This window comes from Ancylomarina salipaludis, from assembly GCF_004122035.1.
Lineage (GTDB): Bacteria > Bacteroidota > Bacteroidia > Bacteroidales > Marinifilaceae > Ancylomarina > Ancylomarina salipaludis.
On the sequence record NZ_SAXA01000008.1, the window covers coordinates 36,523 to 56,700 of the forward strand.

Genomic DNA, 20,178 nt, shown 5'->3' on the forward strand with positions numbered 1-20,178 from the left:
GGATTCGAATAATTATTGAAATCTCAGAAACAAATTCGAACTGGCTTTCGTTAGAGGCTGAATCCAATGAATTAATGAAAATTCTCGGATCTATTTATTCTAAAAGCTCAAAACACAGATAAACAAATTTCATTTTTTAACCTTAAGACTTTGAACTTTTTTAAAAAAACAGCGACTAAATTTATTGAAGTTTTAGTCGCTGTTTTTTTTAAGTTCGGCTTAATGCCTAGTTTTTTTCGATTTGATTTTAGCTCGAACATGAGCCGAATCCTCTGACAACAAGAAACGTCTTGTAGATGTAGGCAAGAAATCAATAACCGTATCCAGCTTATCTTCGCGAATGGCTTGTCTGACCTTAGAAGCTGAAATATAATTATCCTTGGAACCACATGCAATACGAGGGATTTCTAACAATTCAACACCATTAGGAGGTAAATGCTTAATCATGGCTTCGTTGTAGGCTTTGGTGACCGGTGAATACATTTCAGTTCCCACATATCGACGATTGATATTGAAAATAGGCACAATATATCGCATAAATGTGATCACATCCAACTCAGCCTGACTAGCTGCGATATCTGATTCTTTCTCTTGTTTTAAAAAATAGGATGGGAAAATGGTACCTGAAACGACATAATTACCTCCTTTTACCATCACCAAATTATCGATATGGCCCAACTCCTCTTTAATCAAACGCCAACGCGTTGTAAAGGTAAAAGACGATCGGTCTTCCTCAACCACAAACAGATATACGACTCTATTTTCGCTACAGGCTTTTTCTATTAAATATTTATGTCCCATGGTAAATGGGTTGCAATTCACAACCACCGCAGCAATCCCCCCCACAGTCACGTCACGCTTAAGCGAACGCAAGTAATCCTGATAGGTTTTGATATTCTCGTAACCAAACTCAAGAACCGAAAACAAAGGCTCAGCTGTTGCAATCTCAGTAAAACCAAGTCCCTTAAAAACCATTAAATTACGAGGTTTGGTATAAACAAAAATGTGATTGTGCTTTTGAATGACAATATCAATCAAATGGGTTACGATCTGAGCGAAAGCCGCACCTTCTCTAAACTTAGGAGCAACAGCTACATATTTCAAAACACGACCTTTATACGATCCGGTTCCAATAATTTCATCATTCAAATTATACAGAATCATTGAATAGTCAACATCTTCCGGAATATAATCAAAGCCCAAATCAGACAAAAACTCTGAAAGCATTTTAACATCAAAAGGGTTTCTCAAATCTAAAGATTCTTCTCTATAGTCAGTATTTTCTACGCCCATATTTTATTGTATTCTCCCTGCAAAACGGGGATTTCATTCAAATTATTAAAACTGGATTTATTCATCATTCCAAACCAACTGTCTATTCACACCATACATGAAATAGGATACAGCCAAAAGATCGGCAGAACCGCCCGGTGATATTTTTTTATCTTTACAAAATTCAATTAAAGAGGCATAATCAGCGTCAAAATCTGATTTACCATACTTATCCACACAAACAATAGCTCTGTTTTTTAATTCCTCTAAAACCTCTTCCCCTTTTCTGTAAAGGATATTGCTATCATCGTTCTGGGAGATAATAGCGAGCAAAGCATGTGTCAAACCTTTGTTGAGCAACTTATCTGTCAATATCTTTTCAGAATCGAAATGCTGGTGCAAAACGGGAAGCGCTTTTAGAAAAACACAAGGCATTCCGGCCTGAATTTCCCCTCTTATGCCCTGCCCCTTTTTACCAAATTTTCGGAAACACACTTCACCATGGGTTTCTTGTCCCAGGTAAAGTTTCTTCCCCAACTCACGAGCAACCAAATCACCATTCATTTTCTGAATAGCAGACACAAAAGCTTCATTGGAAAAAGAATCTCTGGCAAGTAAGTAGGCGGATACAAAAATCGAGAATCCTAATAAAAAGATCGCTCCCTTATGGGTGTTAACGCCATGTGTTTCAGCAAACATATCAGCCTCCATTTCCAGACCTAACAATCGTAAGTTTGGTAAAGCTTCTTTCAGATCCTCTCCATTAAACGTATACCCAAAATCAGCAATTTTTCTGAATGAAACAGACAAAGCCGCCGTTGAATTTAAAAAGGTAGAAAAATCCATGTCCGAATGCGATCCCTCATCAAAACGATCGACTAAACCGGGCTTTGGAGCCAAAGCAACCTCATGCAATAAGGATTGCGTAGCCAATATGGCTAGTTGTTTACAAACACGGTTCTTTTTTTTCGACTCCTGATATTTGGAAATCTCCAATTCAACTTTCATACGCATAGCCGCATAATCGTGAGATTGTTTGCGCATGCAGTAAATGGCTGGAGCAGCATTACAGAAGAAACAAGTTTTCGCTTTTCCTGATGAAACAGGTTCACCTTTTTCATCAACCACATCAACATCTAAAAGACGCCCAACGGGATGTTTTGTTTCAAAAGATTCGCAATATTTTTTTATTTGGATAGCGGAGTAATCGGAATCAATTATATCAGCAAGAAAGAAATCTCCGGCAGCGTCAGTTGCACAATGAATCGTTTTTTGATCAATGACAATTCTGTGTGAAAGAAGATAATCTTGTAACTCGTGCAAGCAAGTGGTAAAAAAGGCATGAAAATGCTCATTCGACTTGGGTAAACCAGGAATATTTAAATTAAAGCTCAGAGTAATACAGCTTCTTTCAAGTCTTTGCATCCTCAATTCTCTTCGCCTGTCTTTAGCCAAAAGCAATTCTTCTATCGACTTATCCATCCCTGCCGTCATGACATTAGTTCGTATTGATTAGCTATCAAAACCGATTAATTTGTTTCTCAAAAAAAAGAAACAGTTCCCTCCCCATTTTTATAGGGAGGGAAATATAATTTTCAATTCGAAAATCGAATTGTCTTATTCCAAGTTAGTGACATTTTTAATCACATCGATAATTGTTCCATCGCGGTATTCTACCAAAGCAACAATTTTATCGCCAAGCTTCTTCTCAGCAGGAATACCTGTCATCGAATCAACTTCTTTTTTCAGATCGCGAATATCTACCACATTCACACCCGCTTTTTTCAAAGCTGCTGCCAAATTCGGTTTTGATGGATTCACACAAACACCACGTTCAGTTACAATCACATCAACACTTTCACCTGGAGTTACTACCGTATGAACACGATCCATAATGATAGGTAAACGTCCTCGGAAAGATGGACAAACAACAACTGAAAGATTCGCACCGGAAGCAGTATCAGAGTGACCACCTGAAGCACCACGAATTTCACCTGATGAACCGGTAATTACATTCACATTGAAATCAACATCCACCTCAAGGGCACCTAAAACAACCACATCCAATTTATTGGTCATGGCACCACAGTTATTAGGATTCGCATATTGATCACATGTAATCTCGATATGCTGAGGGTTATTCAAAACCGATGTACTTACGGCAGCATCGAATGACTGAACATCGAAAATGGCCTTAAATAAGCCTTCTTCAAGCATATCAACACCATAAGATGTCACCCCACCAATCATGAAAGAACCTTGAATGCTCTTACGTTTCATATCCTCACGAAGGAATTTTGCCACTGCCAATGAAGCACCACCGGCACCCACCTGAAATGACATCCCATTCTTAAACAGACCTGAATGTTCGATTACTGTTGCAGCAATACGAGCAATACGCAAGTCCATAGGTGAAGAAGTGATACGAGTTGTACCCGATGCAATTTTAGAAGCATCACCAATACTATCCACTGTCACAACATAATCAACAAAATGTTGACGTACCGAAGGTGGAACACAAGGATACTCAACCAAATTATCAGTTACAACCACAACAGTTTTAGCATAACGGGCATCAATATCAGCATAACCCATAGAACCAAAAGCTGAAGGTCCGTGTGCACCAGTTGCATTTCCTTCCTCATCAGCAGCAGAAGCAGCCAACAAAGCCAAATCCGGCTTAATGCGACCACTCATAATATCGCGAACACGACCACCATGAGAGTGAATAACAGCAGGATGCTTTAATTTTCCCATCGAAATGATCTCACCCAAACGTCCACGAATTCCCGAAGAAAAAATTCGGGTAATCATTCCACTTTCAACATAAGGAACCAAACCATCGTGTGCCGAGGTTAAAGATGAAGAAGCCAAGGTAATATCCTTGATTCCCATCTTGTCAAGAATGGCAATAGCTTGCATCAATACGCCGTCTCCGCCTCTAAGGTGGTGATGACAACTAACTGTCATCCCATCGAAAGGTTGGCTTTTTTTAATGGCATCTTCTAAAGAATCGCACATTTTAGAAACATGCGCTTTTTGGGCTTTAAGAACAGTCGGTACTGTCTGAGATGCGACATCTCCTTTCAGAACACTATTCCATACTCCCTGGTAAGGCTGCAATTCGCCTAAACCGTCTATATATTCAGGAATTTCAACTCCTAATGCGTTTTTCATCGTTTTATAATTAATTGCTAATTACAAATTGTTGCTTGTAAATTGACTAGTCTAAACTCTTTTCAATATCCTTAATATCGATATTGGCATATTCCAAAACGGTGACTGCTCGCTGAACAACAGGAGCATCAATCATTTTACCATCGATAGCAAAAACACCAATACCCGCTTTTGTATTCTTATAAAATTCAGAATATACACGGTAAGCTTTACGAATTTCGTTTTCGCTAGGATTGAATACTTCATGAACAGGATCAACCTGACGTGGATTAATCAATGCCTTTCCTGCAAAACCTAGTTTCTTGATGTATTCGGTCTCTTCTTTAAGTCCCTCATCGTCATTAACATCAGCAAAAACAGTATCCAATACATCTAAATTATTAGCCTTACCTGCCATTACAATTCGCTTACGAGCATAGTCGATTCCAGCTCCATCCGGAGTTTTCACAATCCCCATATCAGCAGTTAAATCCTGACCGCCAATTGTAATTGCATCAATACGTGGCTCACAAGCTGCAATTTCATAGACATTAGCAACACCTTTTGCCGTTTCGATCATTACATGAATGGTCATTTTAGGATCTGTGATACCATGCTCTTTTTCGATTCTTCGAACTTCCTTCATGAAATCTTTAACATCCTGAACCGATTCTGTTTTTGGGAAACGAATATTATCAGGTTGCATCGGTACAATCTCCTCCAAATCGGCCAATCCAAATGGAGTTTGCAGATTATTTACACGAACACAAACTTCAGTATCGTAGAAATTTACAGTCTCAAGCATGCTGCGCACCAAAATACGAGCAGCATCTTTTTGGTTTAATGCAACCGCATCTTCCAAATCAAGTAATACGGCATCGCAGCCATAAACACCCGCTTGTTGAATCATTGCCGGATTGTTACCGGGAATATACAACATTGATCTTCTTTTCTTCTTAGCCATTACAATGTACCCTCCTGAATACCTAAAGAACGTTTAACAGCGGTTTCAACTCTCGCTTTAATGGTTGGAGTTAATGCGCCTTTATCTTTTGCAATAAGGTGCACATTTTCGATTTCCATTACATCTAAAACCTGATTGATGCATGTTTTTAGATCTTCTTCGAACTGCAACATTACAGTTGAAGAAATGTCAACCTGTCTTCCGGATCCTTCGGCAACCGGTTCAATTAGAACCATAATGTCGCTTGATTCAAAAGTTCCAGCTTGAGCTTTAAACTTAGGTGTCATTATTTTGTATCGTTAGTTGTTATTATCTACTTACAACTCAATTTGTAAATCGTAAATAGAACTTTATTGTTAATGCATAAACCTAGACAAAATCAATCGAATTTGAAATATAAATTAGCCGTGAGTCAAATCTTTCTTTAGCTGATTTTAGTTCAAAATCCAAACTGATTTTCAGTGTACAAATGTTGCAGTCTTTCAAAAAATATCAAAGAACTTTCAACAATTTTTTGGTTAAGTAAAAGTGTTATAAAACAGATTAAAGATTTAATTCTTTATTATGCGTATTCAGAATATAAATTGTAAACTCTCCCACATAGTAAGCCAAATCAAAAACAGATCAATAAAATACTAATAATCAATCACAAACATCAACAAGTTACAAAGCAAGCTTTGATATATAGATTTTAAAATAAAAAAATCCCACAGTGGCCTGTAGGATTCTTTGCGGATTAGTGGTTAGTGAGATCTTATCGGTTAGTATAAGAGTTTGCTTTGAATAAGGGTGGCCCCTTTTTTCAAAAGCGTGTGCAATATAGCTTTTCATTTTGAAATATCGCAAACGTTTGCTAAAAATTTTTCAACATTTTTAACAATTAAGAACAAAAAAAAATAAGCATACTAAAAAAGCTATCCTCGAAGGATAGCTTTTTATTTTTTTATCAGATCTGATCTTATCTTGCCCCGACCAGAGATACTGAAGAAATAGTGTCTCCCATACCAACCAAGGTAACAGGTTTTTCAATTAAAATTGTAGGGACAGCAATAAGCTCGATAGACTCATTTTCAAAAAGACCTGTTTCAAGCAAATCATTTTTACCATATTTTGCTGTTACAAGATTCTGTAAATTACTTAACTCATTAAGGCCAACATCAGAAACCTTATGCCCTTGAGCCCACAATAAAACATCTTTTGTATTAATAGCGCCCGTTCCCGCTTTGGCAGCAGCAACAGTAGCCGCCAATTGCATACCATCTCTGTTTTGAACAGGGCTCACTTTAAAGCCTCTTTTCTGCATGGTTAAATACAAACCAAACATATGCAATTGCATACGAGGGCACTGCGTGTATTCATATATTTTCAGCATTCCCTCAAACATATTCTCAGCATTGACATTCGCCTCACATTGTGCAGCCAACTCCTCTTCTCCAATTACCTCAAGAATATCAATCAGTTCACGTTCATTAAATCCTAAACTATCAACGCTCTTACCCAATAAATCGATCAAATGCTTGCGTACCGCCTTATCCTGCGTAGATGCAACCTCAAGGTGCAATAAATTATCAGGACACGATTTTCGCCATTCGTTTATCATTGCCTTCGAAGCATCTATTTTGTCAGCACCTTTACTTCCGTCCTTCAAGGTTTCATGAAGCATTTGATAACCAGAAAGTATAATATATTCCGGATTTATATCTGGCTGAGACATTTTATTTGAAAAATGCTCATCGATATGCAGTTTAAAATTTAATGGATCATATGTTGCAATGAATCGGTTGGCTTTCGGACAGGTATAAACTTTTCCATCCAAAGTGATGGCATCCCCCTTATCAAATTCAATAATCCAGTGAATTAGAGGTAAATCATTTTTACGATCGACTTTGGAGGCCTGAGCCACATCTCCATTTTCATCTACAGTTAACAGATTATCCAAATCTAAGAAAAGCTGCGACTGCTCTTTAGGAGATGATGCACAATGCACGTAAACTGAATCGACACCACAAACAGCCATCACATTCGCAACAATTCCGCCTTGGCCACCCATCTGAAGTTTATCGTAACCAATTGTATCATTCAACCAATTGAATACTGCTTTATCTTCAATCAACCATTCTTCAGCTTTTCCAGCTTGAAAACATTGTAAAAATCCACGTATTGCATCCTCATTTGTTTGGATACAATTCTCCCCTGCACCAACAATTTTAGTTAGATCTAATTCATTTTCCTCAATGATTTCCTCAATAAATTTCCCATTGATTTTAATCACTGCATCCACATTTGCATTAAAAGCACTAATAAGACCTTTTACTTGCCCCATTTTCTCAAGCTGAGCAGGTGCCGTTTTATAATGCGCTAACCATTTTTCTTTTAAATCGCTGTATGACATGCCAATAATTTAGTTTTTATTACAGTTAACTCTAACTCATCATAGAGCATTACAGTTAACTTCCAGATGTTTGATAAAGGCAAAGAAATACAATTTAGGAGTGTTTATTAAAAATTCATAATAAAAAGCAAATAAAAATCGTTGCAAAGGTTTGAAATAAATGTTCTGAATTACACGCCTACATAAAATGAAGTTAAAAATACCATGATAAATCAAAATGTTAAAAAACACCCAATCACACCTACATATATTTGTATATTTAAATATATTTGTAGCCGTATAAATGATTTAATATTTAAAAACCAAAGGCTAAATAGAAGCTAGCCGTATAAAATTTAAACAAATGAAAGCAACGACAACTTGGACACAAGGCATATCTTCAGTAATTACTGATAATAGAGGACACGAAACGATTGTTGATTTACCAGAAGCAAAAGGTGGACAGGATTTAGGCCCTACCGCATTTGAACTTTGCTTGATGAGCTACTCAGGATGTGTTAATACAATTTTTAATATTGTATCAAAAAAAATGAGATTTGAATTCACGGCTCTTGAAGTAGATACCATTGGTCACCAAAAAGATGGTGCTGCTACCTTTACCGATGTTGAGGTAGAACTTAGAATAGACACCGAAGCAAGCGATGAGAAAATAGAATCCTGCTTGGAGAAAACTTTAAAAATATGTCCTGTCGGCGTTCTTTTCCACCAAGCTGGTGTTAACACTACTTACAAAATTATGCGACTACAAAAAGCATAATCCATAACAATTCAAACATATAGATATCCCTTATCGAAACTGGTAAGGGATATTTTTTTTGATCTTTAACAAGAAATTAACAATAAAGCGGTTTTAACAGAAGACTCTAAAGTCTTTTATTTCATATTTTTACAATAAACGTGAAAAAGAGACTCCGTTCTGTTTCTCATTTATCAATTCATCCAAAATTTTAAATCCAAAAATATGAAACGCTTATTATTTCTTATCCTGGTTCTAATCAGCCTTAGCAGCCATGCTCAAAAAACAAAATGCAGTCTGAAAATTGGCCAAAAAGCCCCTAGATTTGTTGCTTTAGATCAAAATGGAGTCAAAATAAAGAGCACGGCTATTCTAAAAGAAAAACAATTAATTGTTGTTTTCTATAGAGGACAATGGTGTCCATTCTGTAATCGACATTTGAGTGAATTACAAGATCATCTGGAAGATTTCAAAAAGGCCGGTGCTCAACTTATAGCCATCACTCCCGAGAAAACAGAAAATATCGATAAAACAATAGAAAAAACGAAAGCCGATTTTCCCATTCTTTGGGATAAAGACAACTTAATAATGAAAACCTTTGGCGTTGATTTTATTTTAGCGAAAGATTTACAAGAGAGGTATAAACAATATGGTGTTGATTTAAACAAAGCCAATGGAAATCCAAGCCAGACTCTCCCGGTGCCAGCTACTTTTGTGATCGGTAAAAACGGAAAAATTAAATTCATCCAATACGATCCCAATTATAAAAACAGATCAACAGCACAGGAGATTTTAAACCATCTAAAATAGCTTGATCTTTATCTGAGGACAAAAAAACAGCTTAGATGCTTTAGAATACCAGGTTTAACTCTAATTCATTCAAATAAAAGAAGTATCTATGCAAAAAATAAAACATGACAAGCTACACCCCACACAATACAGATTTCTCGATTTGGAAAAGAATCAAAAGTGAATTAAGCCTATTCTTAATCATACAAGTTATTTTCCTTTTTTTCACCGGAATTAATCTTATATATGAAATAACTCTTGTTCTAATTTTCATTCTTTTATTGTCCCTAAAACGAAACCGAATCATCTATCAAATCGATTTCGATGAAGAAAAAAATGAATTCACAATTTCATATTTCAGTTTAATCGCAATAAAGGGAACAGAAATTGTTCCTTTAACAAATCTGAATACAAGACTCGGCCCTAAACGCTTTGGCCTTGGCAGTTCTGTCACCACCCTTGAATTCTTCAATAAAAAACAACTTATTGGCGAAATTCGTTCAGATGACAAATGGCAATGGACTGATGAACAACTTGATGAAATTCACAAAAAAGTTGTCGATTCAAAAATTTAAAACAGATATATTCCCATTCCTCATTTTTATTATCTTTAAAAACAAACCAAGATTTATTAAGATAAAAAAGAGCATACTATATTCAATTCTAATTCTACTGATTTCTACAAATTGGTTAGATGTTCATGCTCAAATATCCACGACTTCAAAACCAAACTCTCAATACTTCACTAGTGATGCAGGAAGAACTTATATATATATTGACACAATTGATGAGCATTTACGGAAAGATAGTTTAAAAAAGGGCCAAACATTTTACAATAACCTAAAATCAAAGGCTTACAAAAGCAACATTACAAAAGAACTCTATAATTTATTCTTTGTTTCTCCTAACAAAAATGAGATAATTAGTACTAAAACAAGAGAGCAAAGTGGTGAAGTATTTTTGCCTTACGAAGGAAAACGTATCAATAAAATTATCGTTGATGTTATACCTCCATTCAAACCTAATTTCTTAGACAGCCTTCAAAAAACACGTATTTGGTTTGAAAAAACCGCCAACAAACTCCACAATACCAGTAGTCGGGAACACATAAAAAAGCTTCTATACATTAAAGAAGGAGACACAATCGACGCCTATAATACAGCAGACAACGAGCGATTGATTCGTAAGCTTTCCTATATTAAGGATGCTCAATTTATTGTCATCCCTGTAATGGGTTCATCTGAGTTAGTTGATCTTTATCTGTTAGTAAAAGATCAATTCTCGTGGGGTTTTGATTTAGACATGGGTTCTTTTACTTCATCTTCACTTGAACTCTATAATCAGAATTTATTCGGAAGAGGCCATGAGATAAAATCAGGCTTTGAATACAATTCTAGCAAAAGCCAAAAATGGGGCTATCTGGCCAGCTATAAAGTTCAAAACATAAAGAATACTCATATAAATGCCGGGATAAGTTTCAGGGACAATTATAAAAATTCATTTGTTGGTTTAAGCCTCGAAAGACAGTTCGAAACCTTCTTAACCCAATATGCAGGAGGATTATCACTATCACGAACCAGACATTCAAAAAAAATAAAATCAAACGATCCCATATTAAATAAAGAACCCCTTGATTTTGATTATGCCTCTACATGGATGGGGCGTGCCTTTAAACTCAGTTCGCCACAGAAACTCGCAAAGAAACGATTATTCTCAACACTAGGTTATTCTTCATTAAAATTCTCAAAACGTCCGGAAGTTGCTCCCGATCTCAATAGATTCTTTCATAACAAAAGAACTTATTTAAGCAGTTTAACCCTCAATCAGGTTCAGTACTTCAAATCGAATTTAATTTACAATTTTGGTCGGACAGAAGATATTCCTTACGGATACATGATGCAACTAACGGGTGGACTTGAAGACAATGAATTTTCTTACCGAAAGTATTTAGCATTCGATTACCAAAGAGCCACATATTTCTACAAAGCAAAGAGTTATTTTTTCACACGTTTTGCTCTGGGAGGATTCTTTGACAAAAGTCATTTTGAACAAGGCAATTTCATCTTTCAAAATAAATACATCAGTCGTCTACGAAAAACAGGACGATATCGTTTACGTAACTTTGTGGAATTGAACTACAGTCTTGGGATTCGCCGTTTTCCTGAAGAGTTTATAACCTTTAACACGGATACCGGTATTCGTGGGTATTCAAGCCTCCAAGCTACAGGTACACAAAGACTGACCTTAAAGCTTGAAAACATGACATTCACCCCTTACATGGCTGCTGGATTTCGACTTGCATTTTTCAATTTCCTCGATGTGGGCACCATCGGTAGCAATCAGCACCACCCATTAAAAAACAAAGCTTATTATGGATTGGGGCTGGGGATTCGTTTAAACAACGAAAATCTGGTATTCAAAACAATCGAAATACGTTTTGCTCTTTACCCCAAAGCGCCAAGCGACTTTACAAGTCCACAATATGGAATATCGGGAGAAGATCGACCTAATTTCAATAATTTTAATGTCAAAGGGCCTAAAATTATTGACTTTGAATAGACCTTCCGCTCTCAATTCAAAAGACCAGTATCAAACAACACTCCCCCGCCACTTTGCATATTTGAGGTATACAAATGAAGCTGTACCTAAGAATATGGCATAAAAATATTCAGACAACCAAACTTCTGACACAGAAACCTGTAAAACTTGAGTCAGAACGTAAACTGCTCCTAAATAAAATGTAAGAACAACAACTTCAACAAGCATGGCATGAAACGTTCGTCCTGTTCCGGAAATACCATGAAATAAGGTAATGGCAATTGGAAATAAAAGCGATGCTCCAAATACAACATACACAACTGGGCGAGTATGCTCAATCAATAAAGCATTATCGGTATAAATTGAAATAATAAAATCAGGAATAAAAATTGAGATGCCAACCAGTGCAAGAACAGATAAAAAAGACAACTTTATCGTTCGCCAAATAATCAGCATCACTTTATCAGGAAATCCTTCTCCAATAACCTGACTAACGAGTGTATTCACTGCAGAACCAAAGGCCCAAACCGGCACCATTAGCAGAACATAGATACTTCGAATAATATTAGAAATAGCCAACTCATGCTCCCCCATTCTCTCAACTAAAATAAAAAAAACAAACCAACACGAAAGAGCCAGAAAATTCTGAATCATGATAGGAAATGAAACCTTTATCAATCTCGAAAACAAGGGCCAGTCTATCTTACAGAAGTGAAACAGGTCATAATAGGCGATAGGAATCTTTCTTAATGTAAAGACAATAAAGAAAATCATCGCTGTAAATTCAGCAATCACCGAAGCTAAGGCAGCCCCTTTTATTCCCATCTCAGGCAATCCGAACTGTCCAAATATTAAGGCATAATCCAAAAAAACATTCACAATAGCCATTACTCCTGTACTCCAACTAATTACTTTAGTCTTAGCTATCCCAATATAAAATGCCCGAAATAAAAGGTTCACACAGGCAAACAAGATTCCCCAGGCACGATAAGAAATGTAATCGTTACTGGCCTGAAAAATAGCATCAGAACTGACCATCCACTTGAGAAGAGAAGGTGACTGAAATTCCATAAAACCAAACAAAAGAATCCCGGAGAACATTAAAAAATAAAACGCATGGATAAAGGTTTTACCCACCAAAGTATAATTCTGCTCCCCTACCCGTCTGGCAATTACAATTTGAGTGCCCAAACCGAATCCCCAAACAAGCATAACAATAGCAAAATAAAAAATGGTTGCGATGGCAGCAGCTCCAAGTGCCGTTTCACTCAAGTGTCCCAGAAAAGCCGTATCGGTTACCGATATTATATTCTGCGCCACACTACCTAATATAATGGGATAAGCTATCGTCCAGATGCTTTTAGAATCTATTTTTGTTTTCAATTCTTCTTGTATTAAGGATTTCGTCCAAATGTAAGACCAAAACTAAAATTTACAAACTCCGATAAAAGAAAAAAGGCTCACTTAACAATATGAAAGTGAGCCTTTGTGATTTAATGAGAAAATTTTATTTCAAATAATCATCAAAATAATTGCTTACTTTCTGTTTTAAGTGGATTCGATCCATCCCTCTAACATTGTGTTCTGCTCGAGGGTATGGGAAATAATCAACCTGAACATTATTCTTAATACATTCTCTAATAAAATTCAAGCTATGTTGCCACAATACTGTTTTATCAATGGCTCCCTGGCAGATTAAAAGTTTCCCTTTTAAATCTTTTGCTTTATTCAATAGCGAAGCCTGAGCATAACCTTCGGGATTTTCACTTGGAGTATCCATATAACGCTCGCCATACATCACTTCATACCATTTCCAATCGATTACCGGACCACCGGCAACAGCCACTTTAAATACATCAGGGTAATTGGTAATCAGCGAAATGGTCATAAAACCACCATAACTCCATCCATGTACACCAATACGATCCGCATCCACATAAGATTGTGATTTCAAAAACTCAACTCCTTTCATTTGATCTGCCATTTCAGGCTGACCGCACTGACGATGAATAACCGCTTCGAATTCTTTCCCACGATTAGCCGAGCCTCTATTATCAAGCGTAAAAACAACATAGCCATGCTGAGCCATATATTCTTCCCACAAACGAGCTCCGCCTAACCATCTGTCGGTTACCAGTTGAGCATGAGGTCCACCATACACATATACCACTACCGGGTATTTTTTAGCAGGATCAAAATCAGACGGCTTAATCAGTCTGTAATACAAATCTGTTTTATCGTCTGCAGATTTAATAGTTCCCAGTGAAATTTCACCCAAGTTATAATCTTTAAGTTTATTTTCAGCTGTTACCAAATTCTTTACAATCTTGCCTTTTGCATCTGCAATATTGATAACTCGGGGTACGTTCAAACTGCTATAATTATCGATAAAATAAGCTCCTGACTTGCTAACCTCTACACTATGGTAACCTTCCGCTTTAGTCAGTTGAGTGCGCTTGCCGGTCTTCATATTCAATTTATAAACATGACGCTCGGTAGGACTTACCTCGGTTGATTCATAAAATAAATTCTTCTCCGCATTATCAAAACCTAAAACCTGAGTTACCATCCAGTCTCCTGAGGTTAGTTGCTTTATTAATTTCCCATTTGTATCGTACAGAAAAAAATGATTGAAACCCGCTGTGTTAGACTGATAAATGAAGTTATTAGGCTTATTTTTCAAAAAAATAAGCTTATGTTGTGGTTCAACCCAACGGTTATCTTTTTCAGTTAACAAGGTCTTTACCAATTCACCTGTTGCAACACTGTATTTATTAAGCTTCATATGATTTGAAGCTCTGTTCAAAACCTGAATATATAAATACTCACCTGCTGAACCCCAGCTAACATTAGTTAAATATCTTTCTTTTCCAAAATCATTAACTTGAATCCAAGTTGTTTTAGCAGTCTTAAAGTTGTAAACACCTACCGACACAATTTCAGAACTCATACCTGCCATTGGGTATTTAATTTCTCTCAACTCGCCTACACGCGTGTTGATGTCAACTAAAGGAAAATTTGTTACTTGACTCTCATCTTTACGATAAAATGCCAAAGACTCACCTTTAGGCGACCAAAAAATACCACCATCAATTCCATACTCATTTCTACTAACACTTTGTCCATTTACAAAGTTCTTATCCTGATCCTCTGTAATAGCAAGTTTTGTCCCTTTTCCATCAACAACGTAAAGGTTATTCTCTAAAGTATATGCTAACTTATCATTGGCTTCACAAAAGCTTTTATTTTCTGCTTCAGAGTCTGAATTCAAAACAAGCTCAGCTTGTTTCTCAGTAAACCGATAACGCAATAAACTCGATTTCAACCAAAACTGAATGGTATTTGCATCAAGCCATATAAAAGCAGGAATTCGTTCCAATTTCCCTAGTGAACTTGCCGAAAGTGCGGCATTCAATTCATCCAGACTAACAAGTACACTGGATGCTCCTTTCGGTGTTCCAAGCATAATTGAATTCTTCTCAATAAAGCTGTATTCATTTTTATCTGCACGCCAAGTTAATTGGTTAATATTTTCCGGGTAAAAGTCACGCCATTGCCCAATAATAGCATCTTTCATACTCAAAGTTTTATTTTGAGCATAGACAGAAACATCACAAAGAGCTAATAAACAGATGGCTCCTAAAATGATAGTTTTTTTCATTTGTTTAGAGTTTTAAATTTGCTGTTAATAGTATTTTTACAAAGCCCTCAAATGTATTAAAAATAGACCAAAGGGCATTTGACTTCTAATATTTTCTTATTAAATTGCCATATAATTTTATACGTAAAGCATAATGCCTGAAAAACACACTAAGAACCGCATCAGACTCGTAGTTATCTTTCTAATAATTATAGTAGTAGCCTCTCTTTTTTACTTTAGGAAACCGTCCACCGAGACAACTGATGAAGTTAAACTTATTGAAAATCTTGTCGCTTCATCTGTCAAATCAGAACAGGAAAGCGTTACTATTTTCCACTTTAACAACATTTTATTTAGTTTACCATCCCCTTATCAGATTTCACTCATTTTACACGAGTCAGGTATTTCATATAATAAAGATTTACTCAACCCTACTCGCAAAGCATCTGATTATATAACAAACTTTAGTCGAGCCATCAATTTTGGTGTTTATGGTGTCGATTTAGGCTATATCAATATCTATCAACAAACACAAGATGCGGCAAGTTATTTTGCTGTTCTCAAAATTTTATCTTTGGATCTTGGCATCTATAAAGTTCTCAATCAGGCAACTGTCAATAGAATTGAGGCTAATATTGACAACCGGGATTCTCTGATGGTTATAGTTTCTGAAACTTATCGAAATATCGATAATTTTTTAAAAAATAATAAACGCGAAGAAATTGGCGCACTGATACTTGCCGGGGGATGGATTGAGTCAGTATATGTTCTCACTCAAGAGATGAAGAACAATCCACATCCTGATTTAATGCAACGAATTGCAGAACAAAAAAGACCGCTCGAGAATCTAATCAAGTTATTGGTCCCCTATGCAGAGGATAATGAAGACTTTAAATTTCTGGTCGAAAACTTAATTGATTTAGCTTATACTTTTGATGAAATTGTTGAAGAGTACGAATATGTCCCTTCCACTGATTTTCCTAAAAAGAAGCTTACTGTTGTCAATTGCAAATCTAAACTGATTATCACTCCAAAAGTGACTTCTGTAATTACTGAAAAGATTGATAAGCTGCATGTTTTTATTACACGATGAATTGAACTAATTAAGCAATTCAACAGCAATCAATTAATGCTTCAACCTAAACCAATTCTCAACAAATGAAAACGTTATACTTTTTTATTCTTATAAGCATTTTGACGATATCCAACAGTCTGGCACAAGACAAAAAATTAATGGAAGAATGTAGTAAATACCTGCAATCAACTTATGTTTCTGATGGTCAGGAATACAAAGCATATTTAAATTCCGGGGAATCTGCTGAATTCCATACCACCTTCTATTCTGGCAATCATTATCGAGTGGCCGGTGTAAGCGATCAGGAAGATAGCCAACTTATATTCTCAGTTTACGATCAGGAAAATAACCTCTTATTCACCAATAAGAAATATGCGTCAACCCCATATTGGGATTTCGAATTCGCAAGTACACTTAATTGTACGATAAAAGCTCAATACATTTCCAAAAAGAAGAAGCCAGGTTCAATATTATTACTTATTGGTTTCCAACAGTAATTTCCCCAAACAACATACTACAAGTCCTCTTAATTCATGAGCGAAAGAATTCTAAAAGCCTTGATGCAATTATTCGCGATTATTGCACATCCTGAAGGTTCAGGTGAAAAGCGCCGCGCAATGGTTGTGAAATACCTATACCGCCAATTGGATCAGGATTCTGCACAGGAATATCTGAATTTATATAACAAATATTATCAGGATACTGTTGACAGAAACAACAGGCGATCAAAAAGAAAACAAGTCACCTCATCCCGCTCCGTTAGAGTCTTGAGAATATGCAGTGAAATGAATAAAGAACTTGTCGCCAGACAAAAAATCATTATTCTTATTCAACTGCTTGAATTCCTTATGGAAAGCGATGAGATTACCTCCAGCGAAAAGGAATTCGTTGAAACGGTTGCAGACACTTTTAATTTGCCAATAGATGGCTATATCAGACTGCAAGACTTTATGCTTTCAGACTTTGATGATATCAAAGAATCTGACCGACTTTTAACAATCAACAACAAAAAGACACATACAGGAGAAGGGGAACATATCTATTCTGAAGGAATATCCGGAGAAATCAAAATTCTCCGACTTGTTCGAATTGATTTGTTTGTAATCCGTTTTCAAGGGCTCAAAGAGCTTTACATGAATGGACTTGCGTTAAAACCAGAACGCGTTCACATTCTGACTCAAGGCTCTTCCGTTCGTAATCCAAAGATTGAGCCGATTTATTTTAGCGACATCTTAAGCACATTTAACCGCGATTCAAACAACGAACGCGTTGTTTTTGAAGCGAAAGATATCGAATTCCGATATAAAGAAAATGATCAAGGTGTTCACCAGCATTCGTTTAAGGAAGAGTCGGGAAAAATGGTTGGGATTATGGGCTCAAGTGGTGCCGGAAAAACAACACTCCTGAATATTTTAAATGGATCATTAGCGCCTCAAAAAGGGCAGGTATTAATAAATGGTCATGATATATATCAGGATAAAGAATCTATAGAAGGGGTTATTGGGCACGTCTCTCAGGATGACCTTCTTATCGATTCATTAACGGTTTTTGAGAACCTCTATTTTAATGCAAAACTTTGTTTCAATAAATACTCTTCTTTTAAACTTATTAGACGTGTATACAAAGTCCTTAAAGATTTAGGCCTATTTGAAGCCCGAAATCTGAAGGTTGGTAATCCTCTTGATAAAAAAATTAGCGGGGGACAACGTAAGCGATTGAATATTGCTTTGGAATTAATCCGTGAACCAGCCGTACTTTTTCTTGATGAACCAACATCCGGTTTATCTTCGCGAGATTCATCCAAAATAATGGATCTTCTTAAAAACTTAGCTTTAAAAGGGAAACTCATTTTTGTGGTTGTACATCAACCCTCAAGTGAAACATTCAAAATGTTTGACCGTCTTCTCTTTCTTGATCTGGGCGGTTATATGATTTTTAATGGTAACCCGCTTGATGCCATCACTTACTTTAAGGCACAAACACAACAAGCCAACCGTAGTGGTAACGAATGTGAAGTTTGTGGTAATATAGATGCTGACCAAATATTCAACATGGTTGAATCTGAGGTGCTTGACGAATACGGGATTCCAACACAAACTCGTAAAGTAAGACCTGTACAATGGGACAAAAGATTTATAGCAAGCAATATTCCTCAAAAAGTAATTGAAGATGCTAATGAATTACCACCGGTCAGTTTCAAAGTACCCAATCAGTTTAAGCAATTCAGTGTTTTTGTTAAGCGAGATATTATTTCAAAGTTATCAAACAAACAATATCTGCTCATCAATTTTTTAGAAACACCCCTATTAGCATTCATCTTATCCTATATTATTAAATTCTATAATATCGATAAAGCCAATCAACTGGGCTATACTTTCAGTAGCAATAGCAATATTCCGGTTTATATTTTTATGGCGGTAATCGTAGCTCTATTTATAGGCTTAACCCTTAGTGCAGAAGAAATAATAAAGGATAGAAAAATTCTAAAACGAGAACGTTTCCTCAACTTAAGTCCGGCAAGCTATTTTTTGTCGAAAGTTGTTATTCTTTTTTCGGTATCAGCCTTTCAAGCGTTTATTTTTGTCATTATTGGTAACTCAATACTTGAAATAAAGGACATGTATTTCACTTACTGGCTTGTCCTGTTTAGTTCCTGGTGTTTTGCAAATATGTTAGGCTTAGTTATTTCTGACAGCTTTAAAACGGTCATAAACATCTATATTTTAATTCCATTTATTTTAATCCCCCAATTAATTTTAAGTGGCGTTATTGTCAAATTCGATAAAATTAATCCGAACATTTCACATCCAAACAAAATACCTTGGTATGGTGAGATTATTACGGCTCGATGGGCCTATGAGGCTTTGGCAGTAGAACAATTTACGGCCAATAAATATGAAACCAATTTCTATCTATTCGATAAAATAATGAGCCAGGCTGATTACAAGAAAAACTACTGGCTACCCATCTTAAAAAACAAACTAAACGATTGTGAAAAGATTCTAAGGAAGGGCAAAATCAATGAAAAGTACAGTGTAAATCTAAGCTTAATTTACAATGAACTCAAGTCTAACGAATTACCTATAAAGTTTGACAAACTGGATCTTTTGACAAGAAATCCAATAACCTTAACCCTACTGAAAGAGCTCAGGATGTACCTTAATGATATCAGCCATCATTACGTCATGCTATATAATGCTGCTAACAAAAGAAAAGACGAAAAACTGCTTGATCTGCAAAGCAAATACGCGGATAAAGAGAGCTTTGTAACTATGAAGAAATCTTATGACAATGACAGATTAACTGAATTTGTTAAAAACAGCAATGATATTGAACGTATTGTAGAGTACAAAGATCGATTATATCAGAGAATTGATCCAATATTCAGAGATGGTAAAAGTTCTTTCTTAAAAGCGCATTTTTATGCCCCTCGAAAAAAGATTTTTAATCGTAAATTCGATACATATTGGGTTAATATCACCGTTATTTGGCTAATGACTATTTCCCTATACATCGTTTTATACTTTGGATTATTCAAGCGTTTTTTAAACGCATTGGAGCGTCGAATCATAAAATTAATCTAAAACAAAAAAATCCATTCTCAGTGAATGGATTT

The 20,178-nt window shown here is 36.0% G+C and carries 15 protein-coding genes; 7 read left to right on the forward strand and 8 right to left on the reverse strand.

Annotated elements, in window-relative coordinates:
- Positions 1–219 precede the first annotated feature (219 nt).
- The 6 genes from EO244_RS09890 to EO244_RS09915 form a co-directional block, all read right to left on the reverse strand.
- Positions 220–1,293 carry a [citrate (pro-3S)-lyase] ligase gene (locus EO244_RS09890; RefSeq protein WP_129254516.1) on the reverse strand — a complete coding sequence of 358 codons (1,074 nt, stop codon included), beginning with the start codon at positions 1,291–1,293 and terminating at the stop codon, positions 220–222.
- Positions 1,294–1,350: 57 nt separating this feature from the next.
- On the reverse strand, positions 1,351–2,754 hold the full coding sequence (locus EO244_RS09895) for a triphosphoribosyl-dephospho-CoA synthase (RefSeq protein WP_164977460.1): 1,404 nt from the start codon (positions 2,752–2,754) through the stop codon (positions 1,351–1,353).
- Positions 2,755–2,889: 135 nt separating this feature from the next.
- Positions 2,890–4,449, reverse strand: coding sequence for a citrate lyase subunit alpha (citF, locus tag EO244_RS09900; RefSeq protein WP_129254518.1), 1,560 nt, complete (start codon positions 4,447–4,449; stop codon positions 2,890–2,892).
- A gap of 46 nt (positions 4,450–4,495) precedes the next feature.
- Positions 4,496–5,392 (reverse strand): HpcH/HpaI aldolase/citrate lyase family protein, encoded by an 897-nt coding sequence (locus tag EO244_RS09905; RefSeq protein ID WP_129254519.1) that lies wholly within the window; start codon positions 5,390–5,392, stop codon positions 4,496–4,498.
- Positions 5,392–5,679, reverse strand: coding sequence for a citrate lyase acyl carrier protein (gene citD / locus EO244_RS09910; protein WP_129254520.1), 288 nt, complete (start codon positions 5,677–5,679; stop codon positions 5,392–5,394). Before citD ends, EO244_RS09905 begins: the two co-directional genes overlap by 1 nt.
- A gap of 671 nt (positions 5,680–6,350) precedes the next feature.
- Positions 6,351–7,784, reverse strand: a complete 1,434-nt coding sequence (locus tag EO244_RS09915; RefSeq protein ID WP_129254521.1) for an ADP-dependent glucokinase/phosphofructokinase — start codon at positions 7,782–7,784, stop codon at positions 6,351–6,353.
- A 343-nt stretch (positions 7,785–8,127) separates the two neighbouring features.
- On the opposite strand from EO244_RS09915, the gene EO244_RS09920 reads away from it, so the two are divergent.
- The 4 genes from EO244_RS09920 to EO244_RS09935 all read left to right on the forward strand — a co-directional run bounded on the left by EO244_RS09920 (position 8,128) and on the right by EO244_RS09935 (position 11,868).
- On the forward strand, positions 8,128–8,541 hold the full coding sequence (locus EO244_RS09920) for an OsmC family protein (RefSeq protein WP_129254522.1): 414 nt from the start codon (positions 8,128–8,130) through the stop codon (positions 8,539–8,541).
- 204 nt (positions 8,542–8,745) lie between these two features.
- Complete coding sequence (locus EO244_RS09925; protein WP_129254523.1) at positions 8,746–9,330, forward strand: peroxiredoxin-like family protein; 585 nt, start codon at positions 8,746–8,748, stop codon at positions 9,328–9,330.
- A gap of 104 nt (positions 9,331–9,434) precedes the next feature.
- Complete coding sequence (locus EO244_RS09930; protein ID WP_129254524.1) at positions 9,435–9,884, forward strand: hypothetical protein; 450 nt, start codon at positions 9,435–9,437, stop codon at positions 9,882–9,884.
- Positions 9,847–11,868: a BamA/TamA family outer membrane protein gene (locus tag EO244_RS09935; protein ID WP_129254525.1), complete on the forward strand. Its 2,022-nt coding sequence runs from the start codon at positions 9,847–9,849 to the stop codon at positions 11,866–11,868. The genes EO244_RS09930 and EO244_RS09935 overlap by 38 nt, the downstream gene beginning before the upstream one ends.
- Before the next feature lie 30 nt (positions 11,869–11,898).
- Here the strand turns inward: EO244_RS09935 and EO244_RS09940 are convergent, their stop codons facing one another.
- Positions 11,899–13,230: an MATE family efflux transporter gene (locus EO244_RS09940; RefSeq protein WP_164977461.1), complete on the reverse strand. Its 1,332-nt coding sequence runs from the start codon at positions 13,228–13,230 to the stop codon at positions 11,899–11,901.
- Between the two features lie 124 nt (positions 13,231–13,354).
- The gene (locus EO244_RS09945) at positions 13,355–15,508 is read right to left on the reverse strand and encodes a S9 family peptidase (RefSeq protein ID WP_129254527.1); all 2,154 of its coding nucleotides are present in this window, start codon (positions 15,506–15,508) and stop codon (positions 13,355–13,357) included.
- A gap of 133 nt (positions 15,509–15,641) precedes the next feature.
- Between EO244_RS09945 and EO244_RS09950 the strand changes: the two genes are divergently transcribed.
- The 3 genes from EO244_RS09950 (at position 15,642) to EO244_RS09960 (ending at position 20,146) form a co-directional block, all read left to right on the forward strand.
- The gene (locus EO244_RS09950) at positions 15,642–16,580 is read left to right on the forward strand and encodes a hypothetical protein (protein WP_129254528.1); all 939 of its coding nucleotides are present in this window, start codon (positions 15,642–15,644) and stop codon (positions 16,578–16,580) included.
- A gap of 65 nt (positions 16,581–16,645) precedes the next feature.
- The gene (locus EO244_RS09955) at positions 16,646–17,059 is read left to right on the forward strand and encodes a hypothetical protein (protein ID WP_129254529.1); all 414 of its coding nucleotides are present in this window, start codon (positions 16,646–16,648) and stop codon (positions 17,057–17,059) included.
- Between the two features lie 36 nt (positions 17,060–17,095).
- The gene (locus EO244_RS09960) at positions 17,096–20,146 is read left to right on the forward strand and encodes an ATP-binding cassette domain-containing protein (RefSeq protein WP_129254530.1); all 3,051 of its coding nucleotides are present in this window, start codon (positions 17,096–17,098) and stop codon (positions 20,144–20,146) included.
- Positions 20,147–20,178 lie beyond the last annotated feature (32 nt).